Source organism: Streptomyces sp. NPDC088350, from assembly GCF_044753545.1.
GTDB lineage: Bacteria > Actinomycetota > Actinomycetes > Streptomycetales > Streptomycetaceae > Streptomyces.
On the sequence record NZ_JBIVNL010000010.1, the window covers coordinates 351,361 to 375,036 of the forward strand.

General features: G+C 70.2%; 22 protein-coding genes. 8 read left to right on the forward strand and 14 right to left on the reverse strand.

Going from position 1 to position 23,676, the window contains the following annotated elements; all coding sequences use genetic code 11:
* Positions 1 to 62: 62 nt before the first annotated feature.
* On the forward strand, positions 63 to 2,507 hold the full coding sequence (locus ACIQBL_RS34040) for a glycoside hydrolase family 3 protein (protein ID WP_401948715.1): 2,445 nt from the start codon (positions 63 to 65) through the stop codon (positions 2,505 to 2,507).
* 83 nt (positions 2,508 to 2,590) lie between these two features.
* On the opposite strand, the gene ACIQBL_RS34045 is transcribed toward ACIQBL_RS34040, so the two are convergent.
* On the reverse strand, positions 2,591 to 3,562 hold the full coding sequence (locus ACIQBL_RS34045) for an aldose epimerase family protein (RefSeq protein WP_401948718.1): 972 nt from the start codon (positions 3,560 to 3,562) through the stop codon (positions 2,591 to 2,593).
* 10 nt (positions 3,563 to 3,572) lie between these two features.
* Positions 3,573 to 4,478, reverse strand: a complete 906-nt coding sequence (locus ACIQBL_RS34050) for an SGNH/GDSL hydrolase family protein (RefSeq protein WP_401948720.1) — start codon at positions 4,476 to 4,478, stop codon at positions 3,573 to 3,575.
* A 254-nt stretch (positions 4,479 to 4,732) separates the two neighbouring features.
* On the opposite strand from ACIQBL_RS34050, the gene ACIQBL_RS34055 reads away from it, so the two are divergent.
* A complete protein-coding gene (locus ACIQBL_RS34055) occupies positions 4,733 to 5,227 on the forward strand; it encodes a DUF3145 domain-containing protein (RefSeq protein WP_401948723.1) in 495 nt (164 codons plus the stop codon).
* A 160-nt stretch (positions 5,228 to 5,387) separates the two neighbouring features.
* Here ACIQBL_RS34055 and ACIQBL_RS34060 read toward each other — a convergent pair whose 3' ends face one another.
* The 5 genes from ACIQBL_RS34060 to fasR form a co-directional block, all read right to left on the reverse strand.
* Positions 5,388 to 6,659: a beta-ketoacyl-[acyl-carrier-protein] synthase family protein gene (locus tag ACIQBL_RS34060; protein WP_401948725.1), complete on the reverse strand. Its 1,272-nt coding sequence runs from the start codon at positions 6,657 to 6,659 to the stop codon at positions 5,388 to 5,390.
* Positions 6,660 to 6,774: 115 nt separating this feature from the next.
* Positions 6,775 to 7,023 carry an acyl carrier protein gene (locus ACIQBL_RS34065; protein ID WP_015660680.1) on the reverse strand — a complete coding sequence of 83 codons (249 nt, stop codon included), beginning with the start codon at positions 7,021 to 7,023 and terminating at the stop codon, positions 6,775 to 6,777.
* An 81-nt stretch (positions 7,024 to 7,104) separates the two neighbouring features.
* The gene (locus ACIQBL_RS34070; RefSeq protein ID WP_401948727.1) at positions 7,105 to 8,103 is read right to left on the reverse strand and encodes a ketoacyl-ACP synthase III; all 999 of its coding nucleotides are present in this window, start codon (positions 8,101 to 8,103) and stop codon (positions 7,105 to 7,107) included.
* 17 nt (positions 8,104 to 8,120) lie between these two features.
* Positions 8,121 to 9,038: an ACP S-malonyltransferase gene (locus ACIQBL_RS34075; protein WP_401948729.1), complete on the reverse strand. Its 918-nt coding sequence runs from the start codon at positions 9,036 to 9,038 to the stop codon at positions 8,121 to 8,123.
* A gap of 89 nt (positions 9,039 to 9,127) precedes the next feature.
* Positions 9,128 to 10,333 (reverse strand): fatty acid biosynthesis transcriptional regulator FasR, encoded by a 1,206-nt coding sequence (fasR, locus tag ACIQBL_RS34080; RefSeq protein WP_401948731.1) that lies wholly within the window; start codon positions 10,331 to 10,333, stop codon positions 9,128 to 9,130.
* A 73-nt stretch (positions 10,334 to 10,406) separates the two neighbouring features.
* Here fasR and ACIQBL_RS34085 point away from each other — a divergent pair, with 73 nt between their 5' ends.
* Positions 10,407 to 11,057, forward strand: a complete 651-nt coding sequence (locus ACIQBL_RS34085; RefSeq protein WP_401948816.1) for a pirin family protein — start codon at positions 10,407 to 10,409, stop codon at positions 11,055 to 11,057.
* Here ACIQBL_RS34085 and ACIQBL_RS34090 read toward each other — a convergent pair.
* Together ACIQBL_RS34090 and ACIQBL_RS34095 are read right to left on the reverse strand one after the other, a co-directional pair.
* Positions 11,054 to 11,875, reverse strand: a complete 822-nt coding sequence (locus tag ACIQBL_RS34090; protein WP_401948733.1) for a serine hydrolase domain-containing protein — start codon at positions 11,873 to 11,875, stop codon at positions 11,054 to 11,056. The two genes, ACIQBL_RS34085 and ACIQBL_RS34090, sit on opposite strands and share 4 nt — an antisense overlap.
* 19 nt (positions 11,876 to 11,894) lie before the next feature.
* On the reverse strand, positions 11,895 to 12,362 hold the full coding sequence (locus tag ACIQBL_RS34095; protein ID WP_401948736.1) for a GNAT family N-acetyltransferase: 468 nt from the start codon (positions 12,360 to 12,362) through the stop codon (positions 11,895 to 11,897).
* A gap of 97 nt (positions 12,363 to 12,459) precedes the next feature.
* On the opposite strand from ACIQBL_RS34095, the gene ACIQBL_RS34100 reads away from it, so the two are divergent.
* Positions 12,460 to 12,921 carry a MerR family transcriptional regulator gene (locus ACIQBL_RS34100; protein WP_401948739.1) on the forward strand — a complete coding sequence of 154 codons (462 nt, stop codon included), beginning with the start codon at positions 12,460 to 12,462 and terminating at the stop codon, positions 12,919 to 12,921.
* Positions 12,918 to 13,934 carry an aldo/keto reductase gene (locus ACIQBL_RS34105; RefSeq protein ID WP_401948742.1) on the forward strand — a complete coding sequence of 339 codons (1,017 nt, stop codon included), beginning with the start codon at positions 12,918 to 12,920 and terminating at the stop codon, positions 13,932 to 13,934. The genes ACIQBL_RS34100 and ACIQBL_RS34105 overlap by 4 nt, the downstream gene beginning before the upstream one ends.
* Before the next feature lie 94 nt (positions 13,935 to 14,028).
* On the opposite strand, the gene ACIQBL_RS34110 is transcribed toward ACIQBL_RS34105, so the two are convergent.
* The 3 genes from ACIQBL_RS34110 to ACIQBL_RS34120 all read right to left on the reverse strand — a co-directional run bounded on the left by ACIQBL_RS34110 (position 14,029) and on the right by ACIQBL_RS34120 (position 16,922).
* Positions 14,029 to 14,877 (reverse strand): DUF4429 domain-containing protein, encoded by an 849-nt coding sequence (locus ACIQBL_RS34110; RefSeq protein WP_401948819.1) that lies wholly within the window; start codon positions 14,875 to 14,877, stop codon positions 14,029 to 14,031.
* A 75-nt stretch (positions 14,878 to 14,952) separates the two neighbouring features.
* Positions 14,953 to 16,167 (reverse strand): alpha/beta hydrolase, encoded by a 1,215-nt coding sequence (locus tag ACIQBL_RS34115; RefSeq protein WP_401948745.1) that lies wholly within the window; start codon positions 16,165 to 16,167, stop codon positions 14,953 to 14,955.
* Positions 16,168 to 16,250: 83 nt separating this feature from the next.
* A complete protein-coding gene (locus ACIQBL_RS34120) occupies positions 16,251 to 16,922 on the reverse strand; it encodes a TetR family transcriptional regulator (protein WP_401948748.1) in 672 nt (223 codons plus the stop codon).
* A 47-nt stretch (positions 16,923 to 16,969) separates the two neighbouring features.
* Between ACIQBL_RS34120 and ACIQBL_RS34125 the strand changes: the two genes are divergently transcribed.
* Complete coding sequence (locus tag ACIQBL_RS34125; RefSeq protein ID WP_401948751.1) at positions 16,970 to 18,616, forward strand: MFS transporter; 1,647 nt, start codon at positions 16,970 to 16,972, stop codon at positions 18,614 to 18,616.
* 234 nt (positions 18,617 to 18,850) lie between these two features.
* Positions 18,851 to 19,129 (forward strand): small hydrophobic protein, encoded by a 279-nt coding sequence (locus ACIQBL_RS34130; RefSeq protein WP_401948754.1) that lies wholly within the window; start codon positions 18,851 to 18,853, stop codon positions 19,127 to 19,129.
* A 31-nt stretch (positions 19,130 to 19,160) separates the two neighbouring features.
* Here the strand turns inward: ACIQBL_RS34130 and ACIQBL_RS34135 are convergent, their stop codons facing one another.
* Both ACIQBL_RS34135 and aceE read right to left on the reverse strand, forming a co-directional pair.
* Positions 19,161 to 19,922, reverse strand: a complete 762-nt coding sequence (locus ACIQBL_RS34135; protein ID WP_401948757.1) for a potassium channel family protein — start codon at positions 19,920 to 19,922, stop codon at positions 19,161 to 19,163.
* Between the two features lie 96 nt (positions 19,923 to 20,018).
* Positions 20,019 to 22,766: a pyruvate dehydrogenase (acetyl-transferring), homodimeric type gene (aceE, locus tag ACIQBL_RS34140; RefSeq protein WP_401948760.1), complete on the reverse strand. Its 2,748-nt coding sequence runs from the start codon at positions 22,764 to 22,766 to the stop codon at positions 20,019 to 20,021.
* A gap of 408 nt (positions 22,767 to 23,174) precedes the next feature.
* On the opposite strand from aceE, the gene ACIQBL_RS34145 reads away from it, so the two are divergent.
* On the forward strand, positions 23,175 to 23,612 hold the full coding sequence (locus ACIQBL_RS34145; RefSeq protein WP_019060358.1) for a DUF3052 domain-containing protein: 438 nt from the start codon (positions 23,175 to 23,177) through the stop codon (positions 23,610 to 23,612).
* Positions 23,613 to 23,676: the final 64 nt, after the last annotated feature.

Consider the following 23,676-nt stretch of genomic DNA (forward strand, 5'->3'; position numbering starts at 1 on the left):
TACAGGTAAACGATGCACGATGGAGGCACCGCACGGCACGGACTCAACGAGGAGGCACAGCGATGGCAGGTACCCGCATCCCGGCCGACGAGGCCCGCGAGGCAGCCGCGGAGGCGGCCCTCGGCAAGCTCGACCTCGACGCCAAGGCCCGGCTGCTCGCCGGTCAGGACATGTGGTCCCTGCCCGCCCTCCCGGAGATCGGCCTGACGTCCCTCGTGATGTCCGACGGCCCGATCGGCGTCCGGGGCGTGCGCTGGACCGCCGACGATCCGTCCGTCGCGCTGCCGTCCCCCACCGCTCTCGCCGCCGCCTGGGACCCCGAACTCGCCCGCCGCGCGGGCGTGTTGCTCGCCCAGGAGGCCCGCCGCAAGGGCGTCCACGTCCTCCTCGCGCCCACGGTCAACCTGCACCGCTCCCCGCTCGGCGGGCGGCACTTCGAGGCCTACAGCGAGGACCCCTGCCTCACCGGACGGATCGGCGCCGGATACGTGACCGGCGTACAGGAAGGCGGCGTCGGCACCACCGTCAAGCACTTCGTCGCCAACGACGCCGAGACCGACCGCTTCACCGTCGACAACCTCATCTCCCAACGCGCCCTGCGCGAGCTGTACTTGGCCCCCTTCGAGCACATCGTCGAGAACGCCCGCCCCTGGGGCATCATGACCGCCTACAACACGGTCAACGGCACGACGATGACCGAACACCGCTACCTGGTCAACGAGATCCTGCGCGGCGAATGGGGCTTCGACGGCTTCAACGTCTCCGACTGGACCGCCGCCCGCTCCACCACCGGCGCCATCGAGGGCGGCCTCGACGTCGCCATGCCCGGCCCGCAGACCGTCTACGGCCCGGCCCTCGCGCAGGCCGTGCGCGACGGCGAGGTCGAGGAGGCCACCGTCGACGCCGCCGTACGGAACGTGCTGCGGCTCGCCGCCCGTGTGGGCATCCTGGACGGCGCCGAACCCGTCGTCGCGGAGGCTCAACTCCCGTCCGCCGTCGACGGCGAGGCCCTCGCCCGCGAGATCGCCCGCCGCTCCTTCGTCCTCGTCCGCAACGAGAACACCACCCTCCCGCTGAAGCCGAACACCACCGTCGCGCTCCTCGGTGCCGCCGCCCGTGACGCCCGCGTCCTCGGCGGCGGCTCCGCCACCGTCTTCCCGGCCCGGACCGTCTCCCCGCTCGACGGCCTCACCGCCGCCCTCCCCGAAGGCACCCTGACCTACGCCGTCGGCGCCGACCCCAACACCGAACTCGCCACCGCCGCCAAGGGGTTCGCGCTGCGCGCGGTCTGCCGGGACACCGAGGGCGCCGTCATCGGCACCGCCTCCGTGCCCAACGGGCAGATCCAGTGGATGGGTTCGGACCTCCCCGCGGGCGTCACCCACGACACCCTCCACACCGTCGAACTCACCGGTACCTTCACCCCGCGCGACACCGGACACCACACCTTCGGCATCAAGGGAGTCGGCGCCTTCACCCTCACCGTCGACGGCACGACGTACTACGACGACGTCCAACGCCCGCTGAAGGGCGACCCGTTCATCTCCTTCTTCGGCGCCCCCGAACCCCGCGCCCGCGTCGAACTCACCGCCGGCGCACCGGTCGAGGTGTCCCTGACCTACGTCGTCGCCCGCCCCAAGGACCTCCCCCTCAAGGCCGTCGGCTTCACGCTCGTCCACCAGGAGCCGCAGCGCGACCCCGACGAACTCATCGCCGAGGCCGTCGCGGCGGCCCACGCCGCCGACACCGCCGTCGTCGTGGTCGCCACCACCGAGCGGGTCGAGTCCGAGGGCTACGACCGCAAGGACCTCCGACTCCCGGGCCGCCAGGACGACTTGGTGCGCGCCGTCGCCGCCGCCAACCCGAACACCGTCGTGATCGTCAACTCCGGCTCCCCGGTCGAACTGCCCTGGCGCGACGAGGTCGCCGCGATCCTGCTCGGCTGGTTCCCCGGCCAGGAGGGCGGCGCGGCCCTCGCCGACGTCCTCACCGGCGCCCACGAACCCGGCGGCCGACTCCCCACCACCTGGGGCTCCCTGACCGACGCCCCGGTCACCCAGGTCGTCCCGGAGGACGGCGAACTCCCGTACACCGAGGGCGTGTTCATCGGCTACCGCGCCTGGGAGAAGGAGGGCCGCCGCCCGTCGTACGCCTTCGGGCACGGCCTCGGCTACACCGACTGGACCTACGACGCGATCGAAGCGGACGGGGTGTCCGTCACCGTCCGGGTCACCAACTCCGGTGCCCGGCACGGCCGTGAGGTCGTGCAGGTCTATCTCGCCCCGGCCCAGGCCGACCCGGAGCGTCCGGCCCGGTGGCTGGCCGGATTCGCCGGTGTCGAGGCCGGACCCGGCGAGAGCGTGGACGTGATCGTCGAACTCCCGCGCCGGGCTTTCGAGATCTGGGATGAGACGGCGAACGGGTGGGCATTTGTAAAGGGTTCGTACGAGATCCAGGCGGGGCGCTCGATCACCGACCGCAGGGTCGCGACGACTATTAACGTCTGATCCGGGGCAGTTCTCCCCTCAGACAGCCCCGGTCCGGGACCTGACCCCTGGACCGGGGCTCATTCATGCCTGCGCCCCCGCGTTCAGCGGGCCGAGAAGCCGTACACCGTCTCCGACCGGTAGACCTCCCCCGGGCGCAGCTCCGTGCTCGGGAAGCCGGGGCGGTTGGGGGAGTCCGGGAAGTGCTGGGTCTCCAGGGCGATTCCGGCCCCCGGGGTGAACGGTTCGCTCAAGTAGTCGCCGGTGTACAGCTGGATGCCGGGCTCGGTCGTCGCCACCGTCAGCACCCGCCCGGACGCCGGGTCGTGCAGCTCGGCGATCTCGACCGGGGCCGGGGTGACGCCCTTGTCGAGCACGAAGTTGTGGTCGTAACCGGCGCCGACCTTCCGCGCCTCACGGAAGTCGAAGCGCGTGCCCGCCACGTCGTCGAGGGCACCGGTCGGGATCAGCTCCGCGTCGACCGGCGTGAACCGCGAGGCGGCGAGCCGGAGTTCATGGCCGCCCGCGTTCCCGGTGCCGCTCAGGTCGAAGTAGCTGTGATTGGTCAGGTTGACGACGGTCGGCGCGTCCGTCGTCGCCTCGTAGACGAACCGCAGGGCTCCCGACTCGTCCAGCGTGTACGTCGCCGAGACCTCCAGGCGCCCCGGGAAGCCCTCCTCGCCGTGCGCGCCGACCCGGCTGAGCCGCAGCCCGTGCTCGACCGGCTCGACGTCCCACACGCGCTTGTCGAAGCCCCGCTCGCCGCCGTGCAGGGAGTTGGGCCCGTTGTTCTGCGCGAGGGAGTAGGTCACACCGTCCAGCGGGAAACGGCCGCCCGCGATCCGGTTCGCGTACCGCCCGACCAGAGCCCCGAGATACGGCTCCGGGTGGGTCAGATACCCGTCCAGATCCGCGAACCCCAGCACCACGTCCGCCGCGTGGCCCTCCCGGTCCGGCACCTCCACCGACTGCACGATCCCGCCGTACGACAGCACCCGCACCCGGACGCCCGCCCGCTCCAAGGTCCAGCGGTGCACGGGCGGGCCGTCGGGAAGTGTGCCGAAAAGTTCGCTCATGAGGGAAACCCTAGGTCACGGGTTCGCGTGCCGTGATCCGCCGGTACGCGATCGCCGCGAGCTGCGCCTGCCCGTCCTTGCTCGGGTGGAACCAGTCCCAGTGGCTCAACTGGTCCGTGCCGAAGCGGTAGTCGTAGACCGCGCCCCCGTCGAAACGGCACCGCTCGTCCGTCGCGCACACCTGCTCAAGGACCTTGTTGTACGCCTCCACCCGGCCCTGCACCGTGTCCCGCCGCGCGGTCGCCGCCGAGTCCAGGGAGTCCGCGTCGGCCAGCATCGAGGGGCAGATGCCCAGCTTCCACACCGCCTTGCCCATCGGGTTCGTCCGCCCCTGCGACCAGAGCCGCTTGAGATTCGGCACGCTCGCGACGTAGACCTGCGTCTTCGGCAGCGCCCGGCGCAGGGTCCTGAGCGAGTCCTCGAAGTCGGCGCGGAAGTCGGCCACGGAGGTCATCGCCGCGGTCGAGGCCCGGCAGGCGTCATTGGCCCCCACCATCACCGTCACCAACTGCGGCTTGCGCGCCGCCGCCTGACTGATCTGCGCGGGCAGGTCGGCCATCCGCGCCCCGGTCACCGCGTAGTTCCAGCCGCGCTCCGCCGCGCCCGTCTCGCCCAGCAGCCGTACGGCGAGACTGTCGACGGAGGCCTCGGTGCCGGTCGCCCAGGACACCTCCGGGCAGTCCGACAGGACCGTACAGGCGTCGAAGCCGCGCGTGATGGAGTCGCCCACCGCCGCGACCGAGGACGGGCTGCGGTCCCAGACCGGCGTGGGCGACGGCTTCGCCTTGGCCGCCGTACCGCTCTCGTCGCGTGCCCCGGCGGCGTCACCCCCACTCGCGTCGCAGCCGGCGGCGCCCAGGACGGCCGCCGCCACGACGGCGAGCACGGCCCGAGTACGGTCGCGTCGGTTTCGCATGCCCTGGTCCAGCCCCTTGGTGTCGTGTCACATCTCAACCCATGACAACGCGCGGGAGTTCCCGCACGCGCGCGATGCAACGGCACACCCCCGTACAAGCGTCCCCATGGGTGAATGGCGGGGTTTCCTGGCACCGGGACGGACGGTACGTCGCACTCCTCGCGCCGCCGCACGGTAGCCTCGCCCTCAACGTGGCTGCCCTGCCGCCGCCGTTTGCCAGTCTGCAAGATGCCCCGCTCTGTCCGGAGGTCCCGGTGACGACACGTGGAGTTCTGTACGTGCACTCCGCGCCGCGCGCGCTGTGCCCGCACGTCGAGTGGGCCGTCGCCGGGGTGCTCGGCACACGCGTCAGCCTCGACTGGATCCGCCAGCCCGCCGCCCCCGGAACATGGCGCTCCGAATTCTCCTGGCAGGCCGAGGTGGGCACGGCGTCCAAGCTGGCCTCGGCCCTCCGCGGCTGGCACCTCCTCCGCTTCGAGGTCACCGCCGAGCCCTGCCCCACCGCCGAGGGCGAGCGCTACAGCTGCACCCCCGACCTCGGCATCTTCCACGCCGTCACCGGCATCCACGGCGACATCCTGATCCCGGAGGACCGCCTCCGCGCGGCCCTGACGAGGTCTCAGCAGGGCGAGACCAACCTGGAAGCGGACATCGCCAAGCTCTTGGGCAAGCCCTGGGACGACGAGCTGGAGCCATTCAGGTACGCGGGCGAGGGCGCACCGGTGCGCTGGCTGCACCAGGTGGTCTAGAAACACCGGCCAGGGGCGCTCTTCTAGGGGCGCGGGGCTGTATCGATTTGCGGCTCCGCCGCGTGGGCGCGACCAGCCCCCACCGGCCTGCAGCCGACAAACAACATGTGGCCCGCCCCCAAAACCCGGGGAGCGGGCCACACACCGTTAACGACAGTTCTCAGACGGTCCGGAACGCCAACACCACGTTGTGCCCACCAAACCCGAACGAGTCGTTCAGCGCAGCGATCCGCCCCTCGACCGGCAGCTTCCGAGCCTCCCCGCGAACAACATCCGCGTTGGCCTCCGCCTCAGGGTCGAGGTTCTCGACATTGATGGTCGGCGGCGCGATCCGGTTGTACAGCGCGAGCACGGTCGCGACCGACTCGACCCCACCCGCACCACCCAACAGGTGACCGGTCATCGACTTCGTCGCCGAGACCGCCATGTGGTCGGCGTCGTCACCGAACACCTTGCGCAGAGCCTTCAGTTCGGCCACGTCACCGGCAGGCGTGGACGTCGCGTGCGCGTTCACGTGCACGATCTCCGCCGCGTCGAGGTCGGTGTTGTCCATCAGGTTCTGCAGGGCGTGGGAGATGCCACGCCCCTCCGGCTCCGGCTGCACGATGTCGTGGCCGTCGGCGGAGATGCCCTGCCCGACCGCCTCGGCGTACACGCGGGCACCGCGCTGCGCGGCGTGCTCGGCGGACTCCAGGACGAGAACGCCCGCGCCCTCGCCGAGGACGAAGCCGTCGCGGGCGGTGTCGTAGGGCCGCGAGGCGCCCTGCGGGTCGTCGTTGTTCTTGGACATCGCCATCATGTTGCCGAACGCGGCGATGGGCAGCGGGTGGATCGCCGCCTCCGTGCCACCGGCGACGACGACGTCGGCGCGGCCGGTGCGGATCATCTCGATGGCGTAGCCGATGGCCTCGGCGCCGGACGCGCACGCGGAGACCGGCGTGTGCACACCCGCGCGGGCGCCCACGAGCAGACCCACGTTGGCGGACGGGCCGTTCGGCATCAGCATGGGGACGGTGTGCGGGGAGACGCGGCGGACGCCCTTCTCCTTCAGCACGTCGTACTGGTCGAGCAGGGTCGTCACCCCGCCGATGCCGGAGGCGATGACGGTGCCGAGCCGGTCGGGGTCGACGGACGCGTCCTCGCCGGCCTTGTCGGTGAAACCGGCGTCCGCCCAGGCCTCCTTGGCCGCGATCAGCGCGAACTGCGCCGAGCGGTCCAGGCGGCGGGCCTGCGGACGCGGGATGACCTCGGAGGGGTCCACGGCGGCCGGCGCGGCGATACGGACCGCCTGTTCGGCGGCCCACTCCTGCTCCAGGGGCTTGACGCCGGACCGGCCGGCGATCAGACCCTCCCAGGTCGAGGCTGCGTCGCCACCCAGCGGTGTGGTTGCGCCGATACCGGTGACGACCACGGTGCGATTGGTCGGGCTCACGGGAATTCTTTCTCCAACGGTACGAGGATTAAGCGGCGCCACCGCCGGGTGGCGGGGCCATGCAGCCGGGCCTTTGAGCTGGCTCAGGCCTGGTGGTCCGGGCCTGAGAGGTGGCTCAGGCCTGGTGCTTGAGGATGTAGTCGGTCGCGTCGCCGACCGTCTTGAGGTTCTTGACGTCCTCGTCGGGGATCTTGACGTCGAAGCGCTCTTCGGCGGCGACGACGACCTCGACCATGGACAGCGAGTCGACGTCCAGGTCGTCGGTGAAGGACTTGTCCAGCTGGACGTCCTCAACCGGGATGCCGGCGATCTCGTTCACGATGTCGGCGAGACCGGCGACGATCTCTTCCTGAGTGGCGGCCATGTCAGGCGCTCCTTCTTTGTGATCCAGAGGGTGTGGCAGTGCTTCCCGTGCCGGATCCGATGACGATCCGGCACGGAGTGCCTAGGGGAGGGTAACGACCGTCGCGGCGTACACGAGACCCGCCCCGAAGCCGATGACGAGCGCGGTGTCGCCGCTCTTCGCCTCGCCGGTCGCCAGAAGCCGCTCCATAGCGAGCGGAATCGAGGCGGCCGAGGTGTTGCCGGTGGTGCGTACGTCACGCGCGACCGTGACGTGCTCCGGCAGTTTCAGCGTCTTCACCATCGAGTCGATGATCCGCTCGTTGGCCTGGTGGGGAATGAAGACATCCAGGTCGTCCGGGGTGATCCCGGCCGCGTCCAGCGCCTGCTGGGCGACCTTCGCCATCTCGAACACGGCCCAGCGGAACACCGCCTGGCCCTCCTGCGTGATCGCAGGGAACTTGCCCGTGCTGTCGTACTCGGTCCACGGCACGGTCTGCTTGATGGTGTCGGACTTGTCGCCCTCCGAACCCCACACGGTCGGGCCGATGTGCGGCTCCTTCGCGGGGCCCACGACGACCGCGCCCGCGCCGTCACCGAACAGGAAGGCCGTCGCGCGGTCCTCCAGGTCGGTCAGGTCGGACAGCCGCTCCACACCGATGACGAGGACGTACTCCGCGCTGCCCTCGACGACCATGCCCTTGGCGAGGGTCAGGCCGTAGCCGAAGCCCGCGCAGCCCGCCGAGATGTCGAACGCGGCGGCCTTGTTCGTGCCCAGCTTGTCGGCGATCTCCGTCGCCACGGCCGGGGTCTGCTTGAAGTGCGAGACCGTGGAGACGATCACGCCGCCGATCTGCTCGGCGGAGATGCCCGCGTCCGCGATCGCCTTGCCGGACGCCTCGATGGACATCGCGGCGACGGTCTCCTCGTCGTTCGCCCAGTGCCGCGTCTCGATGCCCGAGCGCGAGCGGATCCACTCGTCGGACGAGTCGATCGTCTCCAGGATCACCTCGTTCGGGACGACCCGGACCGGACGGTAACCGCCCACACCGAGGATGCGCGCGTAGGGTGCGCCCTTGCTCGGCTTGATCTTCGTCGACATTTCCTACGGCTCCTTCTTCAGGCGTTGGCGTGCTCGGAGATGAGCTCGCGGGCCGCGTCGAGGTCGTCGGGGGTCTTCAGGGCCAGCGTCTTGACGCCGGGCAGGGCACGCTTGGCGAGGCCGGTCAGGGTGCCGCCGGGGCACACCTCCAGGAGCGCGGTGACGCCGAGCTCCTTGAAGGTCTCCATGCACAGGTCCCAGCGGACCGGGTTGGCGACCTGGCCGACCAGCCGCTCCAGCACCTCGGCACCGGTGGCGACGGCCTGCCCGTCCTTGTTCGAGACGTAGGTGATCCTAGGGTCGGCGGGCGTCAGCTCCTGCGCGGCCTTGGCCAGCGTGTCGACCGCAGGGGCCATGTGCCGCGTGTGGAACGCGCCGGCCACCTTCAGCGCCACGACCCGGCGCACACCCTCGGGCTTGTCGGCCTCCAGGGCGGCCAGCTGCTCCAGCGTGCCGGCGGCCACGATCTGGCCCGCGCCGTTCACGTTCGCCGGGGTCAGCCCCAGCTTCTCCAGGTGCGCGACCGTGGTGTCCGGGTCGCCGCCGAGCAGCGCCGACATCCCGGTCGGGCTGATCGCGGCGGCCTCGGCCATCGCCAGACCCCGCTTGCGTACGAGGGTCAGGGCGGCCGTGTCGTCCAGGACACCCGCGAGGACGGCGGCCGTGATCTCACCGACGCTGTGACCGGCGACCGCGCCCGGCGCTACGTCACCGAGTGCCGCGGCGGAGACCAGTCCGGCGGCGACGAGCAGCGGCTGGGCGACGGCGGTGTCACGGATCTCGTCCGCGTCGGCGTCCGTGCCGTAGTGCACCAGGTCGAGGTCGACGGCGGCCGAGAGGGCACGCAGACGGTCCTCGACACCGGGGAGGTCGAGCCAGGGGGTCAGGAAGCCGGGCGTCTGGGCGCCCTGGCCGGGAGCGACGAGTACGAGCACTCTCACACTCTCTCTTGGGGACGGGCACGGCCGCCCGTGGGGACAGGGACGAAGAACGGGAAGGGGTTTTGTGGGGCCCCGACAAAAGGCTAGTTCTGGGGATCTCCATCGGCCAGACGCCCCAGGATCAGCGCGATCCGCAGAGTGAACGCGGAACGTACGTCGGACGGCGACCAGCCGGTGACGTCAGTCACACGTCGAAGCCGGTAGCGCACGGTGTTGGGATGCACGAACAGCATCCGCGCCGCACCTTCGAGGCTACTCGCCTGCTCCAGATAGACACTGAGCGTCTCCAGGAGCGCGGACCCGGCCTCCTCCAGTGGTCTGTAGATCTCCTCCACCAACTGGTCCCGCGCGCCGGGGTCACCGGCCATCGCGCGTTCCGGAAGCAGGTCGTCCGCCAGCACCGGGCGCGGGGCGTCCTGCCAGGCGGAGCACGCCTTCAGCCCGGCGGCGGCGGCCTGCGCGGACCGGGTGGCGGCGAGCAGATCGGGCACGATCGGCCCCGCGACGACGGGCCCGGCCGCATAAGGGCCGATCAGCGACTTGGCGACGGCGAGCGGATTGTCGTCCCCGCCGGCGATGACGACGAGCCGGTCCCCGAGCACCCCGGTCAGCACCTGGAGCTTGGCGTGCCGGGCGGCCCGCCGGATCGCCTCCACGGTCAGTTCGCTGTCACCGTCGGGCGCGGTACCGAGCACCACGCACACATGCTCGGGCGAGTTCCACCCGAGTGCCGCGGCCCGGGAGACGGCCCCCTCGTCGGCCTCCCCGCTCAGCACGGCGTTCACGACGAGCGATTCGAGCCGGGCGTCCCACGCCCCCCGTGCCTCGGCGGCCTGCGCGTACACCTGGGCGGTCGCGAAGGCGATCTCACGGGCGTACACGAGCAGCGCCTCACGCAGCACGGACTCGTCACCGGGCGCGGCCACCTCGTCGATGGCGGACTCCATGACCTCGATGGTCGTCCGCACCATCTCCACGGTCTGCCGGAGGGTGATAGCCCTGGTCAGCTCACGAGGAGCGGTGCCGAACACATCGGTCGAGATGGCCTGCGGCGCGTCGGGATGCCGGAACCACTCCGTGAACGCGGCGATACCGGCCTGCGCGACCAGCCCGATCCAGGAACGGTTCTCCGGGGGCATCGCCCGGTACCACGGCAGCGTCTCGTCCATGCGCGCGATGGCCTGCGCGGCGAGACTCCCGGACGACTGCTCCAGCCGCTTCAGAGTCGCCGGGTGCGAGTGGGCACGGGGCCGGGGGGCTGCGGGTCTGGTGGTTTCGGGTTCGGGCACGGGACAAGACTGCCTTATCAGGACGACGGTTTGCGGTGCCGGGTCACGGCCGAGGGCTACCGTGGTCCCCGTGATGGACGTACGGCGCTCCGCCGAGCGCTACCCAGGGGGTGACCCGCAGGCCGGGATCCAGTCATGGCACGCCTTCTCCTTCGGGCCGCACTACGACCCCGACAACCTCCGGTTCGGCGCGGTCATCGCCTGCAACGAGGAACGGCTCGCCCCCGGCGCCGGTTTCGGCGAACACCCGCACAGCCACACCGAGATCATCACCTGGGTCGTCGAAGGGGAGTTGAGCCACCGCGACTCCACCGGCCACCTGACCCGGGTCCGCCCCGGTGACGTCCAGCGCCTCAGCTCGGCGGCCGGTGTCCGCCACGTCGAGCGCAACGACACCGACGCGCCCCTGACCTTCGTCCAGATGTGGCTCGCCCCGCTGGAACCCGGCGGGGACCCGTCCTACGAGATCGTCCACGGCATCGCCGACTCCACGCCGTACGCGGTACCGGAGGCCGGCGCGATGCTGCACGTGCGGCGGCTCACCCCGGGCGAGCGCACCGCCGTACCGGACGCGGTGCATGTGTACGTCCATGTGGTGCGCGGTGAAGTGAGCCTGGGCGGCGAGAAGTTGGGGCCGGGGGACGCTGCTCGGATCACGGACGCGCGGGATCTGGAGGCTCAGGCGGCCACCGGGGCCGAGGTGTTGATGTGGGAGATGCTCTAGAGCTCCGCGAGCACCGCGTCCGTGAACACCGGCCAGACCCCCACCGCCCACTCCCCGAACGCCCGGTCCGTCAGCGCCACGCAGCCCACCCCCGCGACCGGGTCGACCCACAGGAACGTACCGGCCTGGCCGAAGTGGCCGAAAGTGCGCGGGGAGGACGAACCGCCCGTCCAGTGGGGGGACTTGGAGTCGCGGATCTCGAAGCCGAGGCCCCAGTCGTTGGGGCTCTGGTGGCCGTAGCCCGGGAGGACGCCCTTGGTGCCGGGGTACTGGACCGTCATCGCCTCGGCGACCGTGCGGGGGTCGAGGAGGCGGGGGGCCTGGAGTTCGGCGGCGAAGCGGAGGAGGTCCTCGACGGTCGAGACGCCGTCCTTCGCCGGGGAGCCGGTGGCGTCGAGCGTCGTCGAGGTCATGCCCAGGGGGTCGAGGACCGCCTGGTGCAGGTACTCCGCGAACGGGATCTCCGTCGCCTTCGCGATGTGGTCGCCGAGTTGCTCGAAGCCCGCGTTCGAGTACAGGCGCCGCTGTCCGGGCGGGGCCGTCACGCGGTGTTCGTCGAACGCCAACCCCGAGGTGTGGGCGAGCAGATGGCGGACCGTGGCGCCGGGCGGGCCCGCCGGTTCGTCCAGCTCGATCGCGCCCTCCTCGTACGCGACGAGGGCCGCGTACGCCGTGAGCGGCTTGGTGACCGAGGCGAGCGGGAAGCGGTGGCCGGCCGGGCCGTGGGTCCCGAGGACGGTTCCGTCGGCACGTACGACACCCGCCGCCGCGGTCGGTACCGGCCAGTTCTCGATCAGCGCGAGGCTCTGCAAGGACATGCCGTCGAGCCTAAGCGGTTCAGAGGGTGAGCCCCATCATGGGGTCGGGCGTGCGGGTGAAGCCGAGGGCGGCGTAGAGAGGCTCGGCGTCGGGGGAGGCGGTGAGGAGGACCTGGCCCGCGCCGCGCTCGCGGAACCACTGGAGCAGCTCCTCCATGCACGCGCGCGCGTACCCCCGGCGCCGCGCGTCCGGGTCGGTGGCCACGCTGAAGACGAACCCGGCCTTCCCGTGCGGGTTCTCCGCCTTGCCGATGCGGTAGTCGACCGTCCCGACCACCAGGGCCGCCAGCGCCCCCGGCCGCTCCGGACGGTCGACGACGAACGCCCCGAAGTCGTCGTCCGCGTCGAGCCGGTCCCGTAGCGTCGGCAGGGACGCGGCGTGCCAGTCGGTGGAGAAGTCCGAACCCGGCAACGCGTCGATCATCACCTGGCGCAGTCGCAGCAGTTCGGCGGCGTCATCGGGAGTTGCCCGTCGTACGAGACTCATGACCCGCACGCTATCCACCGCGCCCCCGACGCGTCCCGCCGATTTCTTACCGGTTCCGCTTGCTTCGAGTGCACTCCAAGGCCATAGCGTGGTGGTCATGACGGTGATGGAGACCACGGGTACCAGGACCGACAGCTGCGCGGGCCCGGCACAGGCCGAGCGGCGTCCGGACGGCGCGGACAGCTACACCATCAGCGAGGTCGTCGCCTTCACCGGCCTGACGGCACACACCCTGCGCTGGTACGAGCGCATCGGGCTGATGCCGCACATCGACCGCTCGCACACCGGCCAGCGCCGCTACAGCAACCGCGACCTCGACTGGCTCGACCTCGTCGGCAAGCTCCGCCTCACCGGCATGCCGGTCGCCGACATGGTCCGCTACGCCGAGCTGGTGCGCGAGGGCGACCACACCTACGGTGACCGCTTCGAACTCCTGGAAGCGACCCGACGGGACGTCCTGGCCAGAATCGCCGAACTGCACGACACCCTCGCCGTACTCGACCGGAAGATCGCCTTCTACGGCGACGCACACGCATACGAGAAGGAGAAAGCCGGATGACCGACAGCACGATCCCGACGGACCGCCTGGGCACCGAAGGCCCCGAGGTCGGCGTACAGGGGCTCGGCTGCATGGGCATGAGCTTCGCCTACGGCCCCACGGACGCGAAGGCGTCGCGGGCCACCCTGGACCGGGCGCTGGAGCTCGGTGTGACCTTCTACGACACGGCGGACGTGTACGGCGTGGGGGAGAACGAGCGGTTCCTCTCACCGTTCTTCAAGGCGCACCGCGACGAGCTCGTCATCGCCACCAAGTTCGCCATGTCCGTCCCGCCCGGCGAGCCCACCCGGCGCGTCATCCGCAACGACCGCCCGTACCTCCGCCAGGCGGTCGAGGCCAGTCTCGACCGGCTCGGCATCGACGTCATCGACCTCTACTACATGCACCGCCGTGACCCGGACGTCCCCATCGAGGACACCGTCGGCGCGATGGCGGAGCTGGTGCGCGAGGGCAAGGTCAAGCACCTCGGGCTGAGCGAGGTCACCGGCGCGGAGCTGCGCGCCGCGCACGCCGTGCACCCGATCACCGCCGTGCAGTCGGAGTGGTCGCTGTTCAGCCGTGACGTCGAGATCAGCCTGGTCGGCGCGGCCGTCGACCTGGGCGTGGCGGTCGTACCGTACTCACCGCTCGGCCGGGGCTTCCTCACCGGCTCCTTCGCCAATGCCGAACAGGACCTGACAGAGGGCGACTTCCGCCGCAACCAGCCCCGCTTCACCGGCGAGAACGCGGCGGCCAACGGCACACTCCTCGAACCGATCCGCACGGTAGCCGAAGCCCACGGCGCCTCCCTCGGCCAGATCGCCCTCGCCTGGGTCCAACAACGCGCCCAGGTCCACGGCCTCCCGGTGATCCCCATCCCGGGCACCACCAAGCCCACCCGCGTGGAGGAGAACACGGCGGCGACCAGGATCATCCTCACGGACGACGAACTGACCCTCCTGGAGCCGATCGCGGGCAAGGTGGCGGGCGACCGCTACGCGGACATGACGTTCGCGTCAACGAGCCGGGAGTAATAACTCCGTGGACTGCAGTGCCCCGTAAGGGGCGCGGGGCTGTGACATGTGCGGCTCCGCCGCGTGGGCGCGAGCAACCCCCACCGGCCCGCGGTCAAAGCTCTGCCAGCAGCTCCGCTTTCTTCACCGAGAACTCCTCGTCCGTCACCAACCCCGCCGCATGCAACTCCCCAAGATGCCGAATCCGCTCAGCGATATCCGCAGGGTCGCGCCGCGCAGCCGGGATCACAGCGGCAGGACGCGCCGAGCGAACGGCGGAAAGCACCGCCGCCGCGAACGGCAGGGACTCATGCACAGGCCCGTACCCCAACCCGAACACCACAGCCGCCGGATCCTGATCCACCGGCAGCAGCGACTCGGCCCCCCGCAACAGCCGTAGATGCCCCTCGAAGACCTCGGGGGACCGCCACTCGACCCCGTTCAGGCCGGCGACCGGAAAGCTCTGGTCGCCGGCCTTCCACTTCGCGGACGACGCGCCCGTCCAGAACCAGCGGAAGGACACCGTCTTCCCGTCGAAGGACGCCTTCCCGTCGTACGCCTTGAACCGCAGCGGCACCTCGGGCGCGGCCACCAGGAACCGCTCGGCAGGCCCGTCGGCCCGCTTCAGCCGCGCACGCAACTCGTCGGCGTAGTACTCGGCGAGCGTCTCGCGCTCGGCGGGCAGCACCAGGCGATACGGGTCGCAGCCCTCCTTCAGCTGGCCGGCGGCGGCCTCCATCAGCGGATCGGCCCCCGCCCGGGGTGCCACGCGGAGCACGACCGTGCCGCGCTTGCCGGGGGCGAGCGTCACCGTCTCGATCGCCTCGAAGGGGATCCGGCGTTCGCCGAGCGCCTGGAACAGCTTGGGTGTTCGAATGCCCCGTTCGTAGCGGATGAGCACGGAGTCGGACTCGAACTCCCAGGCGGCATGAAATCCGGCCAGTACGTCACCCATGCGGCTCATCGTAGGCGGCACACGCTCCTCCGTCCCATCCCCGCGCAGACCGCACTTCCTGCTGTTTCTACGCGCGTCCGGCTCCTAGGCGCCGGACAAACCCTCTCGGCAGGTGTCACCCTCGTGCGCGCACGTCACCGAGCGGTACGCGCCAACCCCGATGTCGGCGAAGTTGGTGAGGCTGTCCGTGCCCTGTGCGAAATACCCGGTGTGGCCCTGGGCGTCCTTCGCGGACAGCACCCGCGCGCCGAACGCGTTCGACACCGGGTCCTCGCCGTGGCCGAGGCCGCCGACCTCCATGTACGGCACGTCCTGGATCCAGTCGTTGGCGTCCCGCATGGCCCACACCCGGGCGGTGGTGTGCAGGTGGGAGGCCTTCGAGGCGCGCATACCGGGGCTGCCGGCCACCGCGATGTCGCTCACCCGCGTCGGCAGTTCGTGCGCGGCGACGCCGCACACCACCGAGCCGTAGCTGTGGCAGAACAGGGCGACCCGCGAGCTGCCGGGCAGCGCCCGCACCAGCGCGTTCAGTCGTACGGCGCCGGCCTCGGCGCGCCGTGCGGTCGCCGAGTCGAGGCCGAGGCCGCCGGGCGCGGTGTAGTCGGCCCAGGCGATGACGGCCGTCCGTGTGCCGGTCGTGTCCGTCGCGGACTTCGCCGTGTTCTCGGCCGCGTACAGGTTCTGGGCCATGCCGACCGGCGCCGAGTACTCCTTGTACGTCTTCTGGAAGGTCAGCAGGTCGGTGTCGACACCGGGGACGATGATCGACACGCGCTGCGCGGTGTCCAGGTCGCCGAAGACCTCGGCGATGCGGCCCGAACCCTCGGGGTCGAAGGCCAGGATGTGGCGGTCCCCGCTCATCAGCGCCTCGAAGCGGTGCATCAGGCGGCCCGCTTCCTGCTTGCCGAGGGGCGTGAGACGGCTGTCGTGCGTGCGCTTCTTCTCGACCTTGCGGGCGTGGTCGAGGGCGAGGTGGTTGGCGCGGTAGCGCAGCTGGACCGGGGCGCCGTTCATGTTGCCGACCGCGAGGGGATAGCGGTGGGCGAGACGCGTGCGCTGCTGCGCGGTGAGCGAGGCGAAGAAACGGGCGAGCCGGCCGGCGGAGGCGTCCGGGTCGGGCAGCTCGCGCCCGTCTATGTGGCCGTGCTCCCATGCGGACAGGGAGGCCTGGAGTGCCGTTTTCCCCGGGTGGCTGCGGACCGCCGTCCAGCCGGTGGTCGCCAGCATCACGAACACCACGGCCAGCGCGAGCAGCGCGCGCCAGGCGTTCAGCGTGGGGGAGGAGTCGAAGGAAGTCACTGGGAGGACACACTAGGAGAACAAGAGGGTCTCGCGTTAACCGAGTGACGGGGATCACGTTTCAGTGGGAGGTGATGAGGAACTCAGTACGACCGGCTCGCGCGCCAGTTCCCGGCGAGCGCCGGTCCGACCCCGTCCAGGTGGGCGGCGGTCAGCTCCCGCATCGCCTCGATGCTGAGGTCGTCCCCCGCGATCCACATCCGCTCCACCACCCGCATCACCCCGCCGAACACGGCCACGACCAGCCGCGGCCGACGGTCCGTGTCCACGTCGAGCCCCTCGCGCTCGGCGACGATCCGCGCCAGCTCCTGCTCCAGCTCCATCGAGCGCCGCAGATGCGCGGCGAGCAGCGCGGGCGTCGACTCGATCACCCGGTAGGTGCGCATGTGCAGCTCCAGCGGTACGACCTGCTGGATCGCCTCGTTGATGGTGTCCCAGCTCTCCAGCACGGCCCGGCGCAGCGCCTCCAGCGGGGCCTCGTGCGGCGGGCGGGCGCGGACGGCCGCGACGAAGTGCGTCTCGGTGAGCCGGGGCACGAAGAACGCGGCCTCCTCCTTGCTCGCGAAGTAGCGGAAGAAGGTGCGCTGCGAGACGTCGACGACCTCGGCGATCTCGTCGACCGTGGTCTGTTCGTACCCCTTGGTCGTGAACAGCTCCAGGGCGGCGCGCAGCAGCGCGTCCCGCGTACGGGCCTTCTTGCGCTCGCGCAACGTCTCCATGGTGTTCTCCTCGCCCTTGTTGACAGTCGCCGACATCTGAACCTGTTTGTCAACTGTCAGCGGCTGACACTAGCCTCGAACGCATGACTAGTCAGACCACCATCAGCGCGACGGGGCCGGGGGACAAGGCAGCAGCCGCCCCGTCCGAACCGACGCCGCCCCAGGGGCTGCGCGGCCACCCGTGGTTCACCCTCATAACCGTCGCCGTCGGCGTCATGATGGTGGCCCTCGACGGCACCATCGTCGCCATCGCCAACCCGGCCATCCAGAAGGACCTCGGCGCCAGCTTCGCCGACGTCCAGTGGATCACCAACGGCTACTTCCTCGCCCTCGCGGTCTCCCTCATCACCGCCGGCAAGCTCGGTGACCGCTTCGGCCACCGCCAGACCTTCCTGATCGGCGTGACCGGCTTCGCCCTCGCGTCCGGCGCCATCGGGCTGTCCCACAGCATCGCCTTCGTCGTCACCTTCCGCGTCCTGCAGGGCCTGTTCGGCGCGCTGCTGATGCCGGCCGCGCTCGGCCTGCTGCGGGCCACCTTCCCGGCCGAGAAGCTCAACATGGCCATCGGCCTGTGGGGCATGGTCATCGGCGCCTCCACCGCGGGCGGCCCGATCCTCGGCGGCGTCCTCGTCGAACACGTCAACTGGCAGTCGGTGTTCTTCATCAACGTGCCGGTCGGCGCCGTCGCGCTCGTCCTCGGCCTGCTGATCCTGCGCGACCACCGGGCGGCCCTCGGGCGGAGCCCGGAAAACGGATACAGCGCCCCGCGCTCCTTCGACGTCCTCGGCATCGTGCTGCTCTCCGGCGCGATGTTCTGCCTCGTCTGGGCCCTCATCAAGGCGCCCGCCTGGGGCTGGGGCTCCGCCACCACCTGGACGTTCCTCGCCGTGTCGGTGCTGGGCTTCGCCCTGTTCGCCTTCTGGGAGCAGCGCGTCAAGGAACCCCTGATCCCGCTGGGCCTGTTCCGCTCGGTCCCGCTGTCCGCCGGTGTGGTCCTCATGGTCCTGATGGCGATCGCCTTCATGGGCGGCCTGTTCTTCGTGACGTTCTACCTGCAGAACGTGCACGGTATGAGCCCCATCGACGCCGGTCTCCACCTCCTCCCGCTCACCGGGATGATGATCGTCGGCTCCCCGCTCGCCGGCGCCGCGATCACCAGGCTCGGCCCGCGCATCCCGCTGGCCGGCGGCATGGCGGCCACCGCGATCGCCATGTACGGCATGTCCACCCTGGAGTCGGACACCGGCAGCGCCGTCATGTCGATCTGGTTCGCCCTGCTGGGCTTCGGCCTCGCCCCGGTGATGGTCGGCGCCACCGAGGTCATCGTGGGCAACGCGCCCATGGAGCTGTCCGGTGTCGCCGGCGGTCTCCAGCAGGCCGCGATGCAGATCGGCGGCAGCCTCGGTACGGCGGTCCTCGGCGCCGTCATGGCGTCCCGCGTCGACAGCGACCTGCCCGGCAACTGGACGGACGCGGGCCTGCCCAAGCTCACCCGGCCCCAACTGGACGCGACCTCCGAAGCGGTCCAGGTCGGCGTCGCCCCGATCGCCAAGGGCACCCCGGAGGCGGTCGCCGCGAAGATCACGCAGGTCGCCCACGACACGTTCATCTCCGGCATGAGCCTCGCCTGCCTCGTCGCCGCAGGCGTCGCGGTGGTCGCGGTGTTCGTCGCGCTGTTGACCAAGCGCGGCGAGAACGCGGAGGCGGGCGCGGGCGCGGCCCACATCTAACCCTGTTCCAGGCCGAGTTCGCCTATCAGGGTGACTCCGCTAAAGATTCCTGGCGTTCGGTACGCGCCGCAGGTCACAGTAAGTCAAGTCCTCCGCAGGGCAGGGGGGACGGGTTGTCTGCGGCGCGCTGCCGGAGGGGGGCAGCGCGCAAGCAGGCGTTTTTCGCGCGTACGGGGGTATCCGGTCACCGTAGGAGAAACGACCGAACCGGCATGGACGCCCAGGGAGTTGACGATGACGGGCTTCGGCAACGGAACGCGCAAGGACCCCCGCTCACGTGGCCGGACGAGGTCAGGGACCGGGCCGGATCGCGCGACGCTCGGCATCGTCGGACTGGTCTGCGCGGTCGCGGGCTTCTTCACCCTGGGGTTGGTCCTCGGCCCGGTCGCCGTGGTGTGCGGCTGGCTGGCCATGGGACGCAAGTGGACGGGCGCACGCCGGGCGATGGCACTGGTGGCCCTGGTCCTGGGCGCGATCGACACGCTGGCGGCGGTCCTGTGGACGTTCTTCTGAGCCGGAGCCGGAGCCGCTGTCGGCACTGCGGCTAGCGGGACACCTCGTCCCCGACCGGCTGGGCGGCCCGCGCTCCCGACAGGGTGGCCACCTCCGCCCGCAGTGCCCGCACCTCCGCCGTCAGCGCCTCGATCGCCTGAGTCTGGCGCCGCTCCTCCACGTCGTCCTTCTCGAACCGGGCGATGAACCACGTGGCGATGTTCGCGGTCACGACACCGAGCAGCGCGATCCCGGACAGCATCAGCCCGACCGCGATCATCCGCCCAAGACCGGTGGTCGGCGCGTGGTCCCCGTACCCCACCGTCGTCATCGTGGTGAACGACCACCACACGGCGTCACCCAGCGTCCGGATGTTCCCGTTGGGCGAGTCCCGTTCCACGGAGAGCACCGCGAGCGAGCCGAACATCAGCAGCCCGATCACCGCGCCGGCGACATACGTCGTCAGCTGGATCTGCGAGGCCATCCGGGCGCGCCGCCCGACGAGTATCAGCGTCGACACCATGCGCAGCAGCCGCAGCGGCTGGAGTATCGGTACCACCACCGCGCACAGATCCATCCAGTGCGTCCGCACGAACCGCCGCCGGTCCCGCGACATCGCGAGCCGCATCAGATAGTCGACGGCGAACGCCCCCCACACCACCCACTCGACCGCCGTGCACACCGCCGTCAGTGAATGCCCGGCGGTGGTGTCCACGATCGGCACGGCATAGGCAACGGCAAACCCCACCGCGAGCGCCAGCAACGGCCGCTGAGTGAGCTGCTCCCAACGGGCTTGCGCCGACAGTTCCTTCATGCCCGCATGTTAGGGGGGATGGGCTGCCCCGAAGGGGCGCCCATCAGGGGCGCGGGGAACTGCGCGACCAGCCCCCACGCACCCGCAGCCGACGAACTACGCATCTCCTCCAGCAGCCCCGGGGTCAGCCGAAGCCACATCCAGCAACTGATACCGATCGATCGCCTGCTTCAACACAGACCGATCAACCTTCCCCTCCCGGGCCAACTCCGTCAGCACAGCCACCACGATCGACTCCGCGTCAATGTGGAAGAACCGCCGAGCAGCCCCCCGAGTGTCCGCGAACCCGAACCCGTCGGCCCCCAACGACTGATAAGTCCCGGGCACCCACCGAGAAATCTGGTCAGGAACCGACCGCATCCAGTCGGAAACTGCCACGAACGGCCCCTCCGCCCCGCTCAACTTCCGCGTGACATAAGGAACCTGCTGCTCCTCCTCGGGATGCAGCAAGTTGTGCCGCTCCACCTCGACCGCCTCGCGCCGCAGTTCGTTCCAGGAGGTCGCCGACCAGACATCGGCCCGCACGTTCCACTCCTCGGCGAGGATCCGCTGCGCCTCGATCGCCCACGGCACCGCGACACCCGACGCCATGATCTGCGCCGGAACCGTCCCCGCCGAGCCCCGACTGACGCGGTGGACGCCCTTGAGGATGCCTTCCACGTCGACGTCCGCCGGCTCGGCCGGGTGCTGGATCGGCTCGTTGTAGACGGTGAGGTAGTAGAAGACGTCCTCGCCGTGCGGGTGTTCCGCGTCCGAGCCGTACATCCGCCGCAGCCCGTCCTGCACGATGTACGCGATCTCGTACGAGTACGCCGGGTCGTAGGCGACACAGCCCGGGTTGGTCGACGCCAGCAACTGCGAGTGCCCGTCCGCGTGTTGCAGACCCTCACCGGTCAGAGTCGTACGACCCGCGGTCGCCCCCAGCACGAAACCGCGCGCCAACTGGTCGGCCATCTGCCAGAACTGGTCACCGGTGCGCTGGAAACCGAACATCGAGTAGAAGACGTAGACCGGGATGAGCGGCTCGCCGTGCGTCGCGTACGCCGAACCGGCCGCGATCAGCGAAGCGGTGCAGCCCGCCTCGGAGATGCCGTCGTGCAGCATCTGCCCGGTCGGCGACTCCTTGTACGCGAGCAGCAGTTCACGGTCCACCGACTCGTACTGCTGGCCCAGCGGGTTGTAGATCTTCGCGCTCGGGAAGAACGAGTCCATGCCGAACGTGCGGTACTCGTCCGGCGCGATCAGCACGAACCGCTTGCCGATCTCCTTGTCCCGCATGAGGTCCTTGAGCAGCCGTACGAACGCCATGGTCGTGGCGATCGACTGCTGGCCCGAACCTTTCTTCACGCTCGCGTACGTCTTGTCCTCGGGCAGGACCAGGGGCTTCGAGCGGACGACGCGCGTCGGGACGTAGCCGCCCAGCGAGTTGCGCCGGTCGTGCATGTACTGGATCTCCTCCGAGTTCCGGCCCGGGTGGAAGTACGGCGGCGCGCCGGACTCCAGCTCCTGGTCGGTGATCGGCAGGTGCAGCCGGTCGCGGAAGCCCTTGAGGTCGGCGACCGTCAGCTTCTTCATCTGGTGCGTGGCGTTGCGGCCCTCGAAGTTGGGGCCCAGCGTCCAGCCCTTGACCGTCTGGGCCAGCACCACGGTCGGCTGGCCCTTGTGCGCCTTGGCCGCCGCGAAGGCCGCGTAGACCTTCTTGTGGTCGTGCCCGCCGCGTCCCAGGTGCAGGATCTGGTCGTCGGTCATGTTCTCGACCATCGCGCGCAGCCGGTGGTCGTGCCCGAAGAAGTGCTCGCGGATGTACGCGCCGGTCTCCGTGGCGTACGTCTGGAACTGGCCGTCCGGCGTGGTGTTCAGCTGGTTGACCAGCACACCGTCGCGGTCCTGGGCCAGCAGCGGGTCCCAGGTGCGGTCCCAGACCAGCTTGACGACGTTCCAGCCGGCGCCCCGGAACTGGGACTCCAGCTCCTGGATGATCTTGCCGTTGCCGCGCACCGGGCCGTCGAGCCGCTGGAGGTTGCAGTTGACGACGAAGGTCAGGTTGTCCAGGCCCTCGCGTGCCGCGATCGACAGCTGGCCGAGCGACTCCGGCTCGTCCATCTCGCCGTCGCCGAGGAACGCCCACACGTGTGACGTGGAGGTGTCCGCGATCCCGCGCGCCTCCATGTAGCGGTTCATCCGCGCCTGGAAGATCGCGCCGAGCGGGCCGAGGCCCATGGACACGGTCGGGAACTCCCAGAAGTCCGGCATCGACCGCGGGTGCGGGTACGAGGACAGCCCGTACGGCGCCTTGGACTTCTCCTGGCGGAACGCGTCCAGCTGCTGCTCGCTGAGCCGGTCCAGGAGGAACGCGCGGGCGTAGATGCCCGGCGAGGCGTGCCCCTGGAAGAAGATCTGGTCGCCGCCGTCGCCCTGGTCCTTGCCCCGGAAGAAGTGGTTGAAGCCCACGTCGTAGAGCGAGGCGGAGGACGCGAAGGTCGCGATGTGGCCGCCGACGCCGATGCCGGGCCGCTGGGCCCTGGAGACCATCACCGCGGCGTTCCAGCGGGTGGCGTTCAGGATCCGGCGCTCGATCTCCTCGTTGCCGGGGAAGAACGGCTCGTCCTTGGTGGCGATGGTGTTGACGTAGTCGGTGCTGCGCATCTCGGGCACGGCCACGCGCTTCTCGCGGGCCCGCTCGATCAGCCGGAGCATCAGGTAGCGGGCCCGCTCACGGCCGCGCTGGTCCACGGCGGCGTCGAGCGAGTCGAGCCACTCCTGGGTCTCTTCGGGATCGAAGTCAGGAACCTGACTCGGAAGGCCGCCAATGATGATCGGATTGCGATCGGATCCGGAAGCCACGCTGTTCCTTACCTGTCAGAGGGGCTGTCTTCGGGGACTGTCTGAGGCTGATGGGTGCTTATAGGCGCTGGATTTCCTATGGTTGCGCACCCTTCCCCATCGTCTACCGCGGGACGGCAATCGTCATCTCTACCGTGAGGTAATCGAGACTCGTTTAGCAAAGTCATTCGAGTCGCGTACCCTCGGAGGGTTCTCAAACGTGCAAACCGGGCAGAACGCTGTGGTGTACGTCACCGGTGGCCGCGATAGCGTGCCTGGAGTTGCGGCGACACGGCCAGGATCGTCACCGTTTCGGCGTTCCGAATCGCCGGGTACTTGCGCGATCCGGCCCGTCCGTGTGGACTACGGCCAATGCTTCGCGCACGCGCGTGGCTGGACATTCATCAAGACATGATCAGGAGGCAACCCGTGAGCGCGACCGCGGACCACGCGGAGGAGCGGACGAACCCTGCCGTCAGGCTGGGGTTCCAGCCCGAGCAGGTGGTCCAGGAGATCGGCTACGACGACGACGTAGACCAGGAACTCCGCGAGGCCATTGAAGAAGTCATCGGCAGCGACCTGGTGGACGAGGACTACGACGACGTCGCCGATGCCGTGGTGCTGTGGTTCCGCGACGAGGACGGCGACCTGACCGACGTGCTGGTGGACGCCATCTCGTACGTCGAGGAGGGCGGCTCGATCCTGCTGCTGACGCCGAAGACCGGCCGTGACGGCTACGTCGAGCCCAGCGACATCTCGGAAGCCGCCACGACCGCGGGTCTTTCCGCGGCCAAGAGCGTCAGCGTGGGCAAGGACTGGAGTGGCAGCCGGCTGGTGACGCCCAAGGCAGCCAAGTCCAAGAGGTAGTCCCCGAGAGGTACCTCGATCGTCGAACCCCGGACGGGCTGGCCACGCCAGCCCGTCCGTCCGC

Bases quoted from the DNA above. Each gene is read 5' to 3' on its own strand.
- ACIQBL_RS34085 (WP_401948816.1), top strand. From the start codon at position 10,407: ATGGACGTACGGCGCTCCGCCGAGCGCTACCCAGGGGGTGACCCGCAG.
- ACIQBL_RS34100 (WP_401948739.1), top strand. From the start codon at position 12,460: ATGACGGTGATGGAGACCACGGGTACCAGGACCGACAGCTGCGCGGGC.
- ACIQBL_RS34130 (WP_401948754.1), top strand. From the start codon at position 18,851: ATGACGGGCTTCGGCAACGGAACGCGCAAGGACCCCCGCTCACGTGGC.
- ACIQBL_RS34050 (WP_401948720.1), bottom strand. From the start codon at position 4,478: ATGCGAAACCGACGCGACCGTACTCGGGCCGTGCTCGCCGTCGTGGCG.
- ACIQBL_RS34120 (WP_401948748.1), bottom strand. From the start codon at position 16,922: ATGTCGGCGACTGTCAACAAGGGCGAGGAGAACACCATGGAGACGTTG.
- ACIQBL_RS34095 (WP_401948736.1), bottom strand. From the start codon at position 12,362: ATGAGTCTCGTACGACGGGCAACTCCCGATGACGCCGCCGAACTGCTG.
- ACIQBL_RS34105 (WP_401948742.1), top strand. From the start codon at position 12,918: ATGACCGACAGCACGATCCCGACGGACCGCCTGGGCACCGAAGGCCCC.
- ACIQBL_RS34070 (WP_401948727.1), bottom strand. From the start codon at position 8,103: ATGTCGACGAAGATCAAGCCGAGCAAGGGCGCACCCTACGCGCGCATC.
- ACIQBL_RS34135 (WP_401948757.1), bottom strand. From the start codon at position 19,922: ATGAAGGAACTGTCGGCGCAAGCCCGTTGGGAGCAGCTCACTCAGCGG.
- ACIQBL_RS34045 (WP_401948718.1), bottom strand. From the start codon at position 3,562: ATGAGCGAACTTTTCGGCACACTTCCCGACGGCCCGCCCGTGCACCGC.
- ACIQBL_RS34125 (WP_401948751.1), top strand. From the start codon at position 16,970: ATGACTAGTCAGACCACCATCAGCGCGACGGGGCCGGGGGACAAGGCA.
- ACIQBL_RS34065 (WP_015660680.1), bottom strand. From the start codon at position 7,023: ATGGCCGCCACTCAGGAAGAGATCGTCGCCGGTCTCGCCGACATCGTG.
- ACIQBL_RS34090 (WP_401948733.1), bottom strand. From the start codon at position 11,875: ATGTCCTTGCAGAGCCTCGCGCTGATCGAGAACTGGCCGGTACCGACC.
- ACIQBL_RS34110 (WP_401948819.1), bottom strand. From the start codon at position 14,877: ATGAGCCGCATGGGTGACGTACTGGCCGGATTTCATGCCGCCTGGGAG.
- ACIQBL_RS34040 (WP_401948715.1), top strand. From the start codon at position 63: ATGGCAGGTACCCGCATCCCGGCCGACGAGGCCCGCGAGGCAGCCGCG.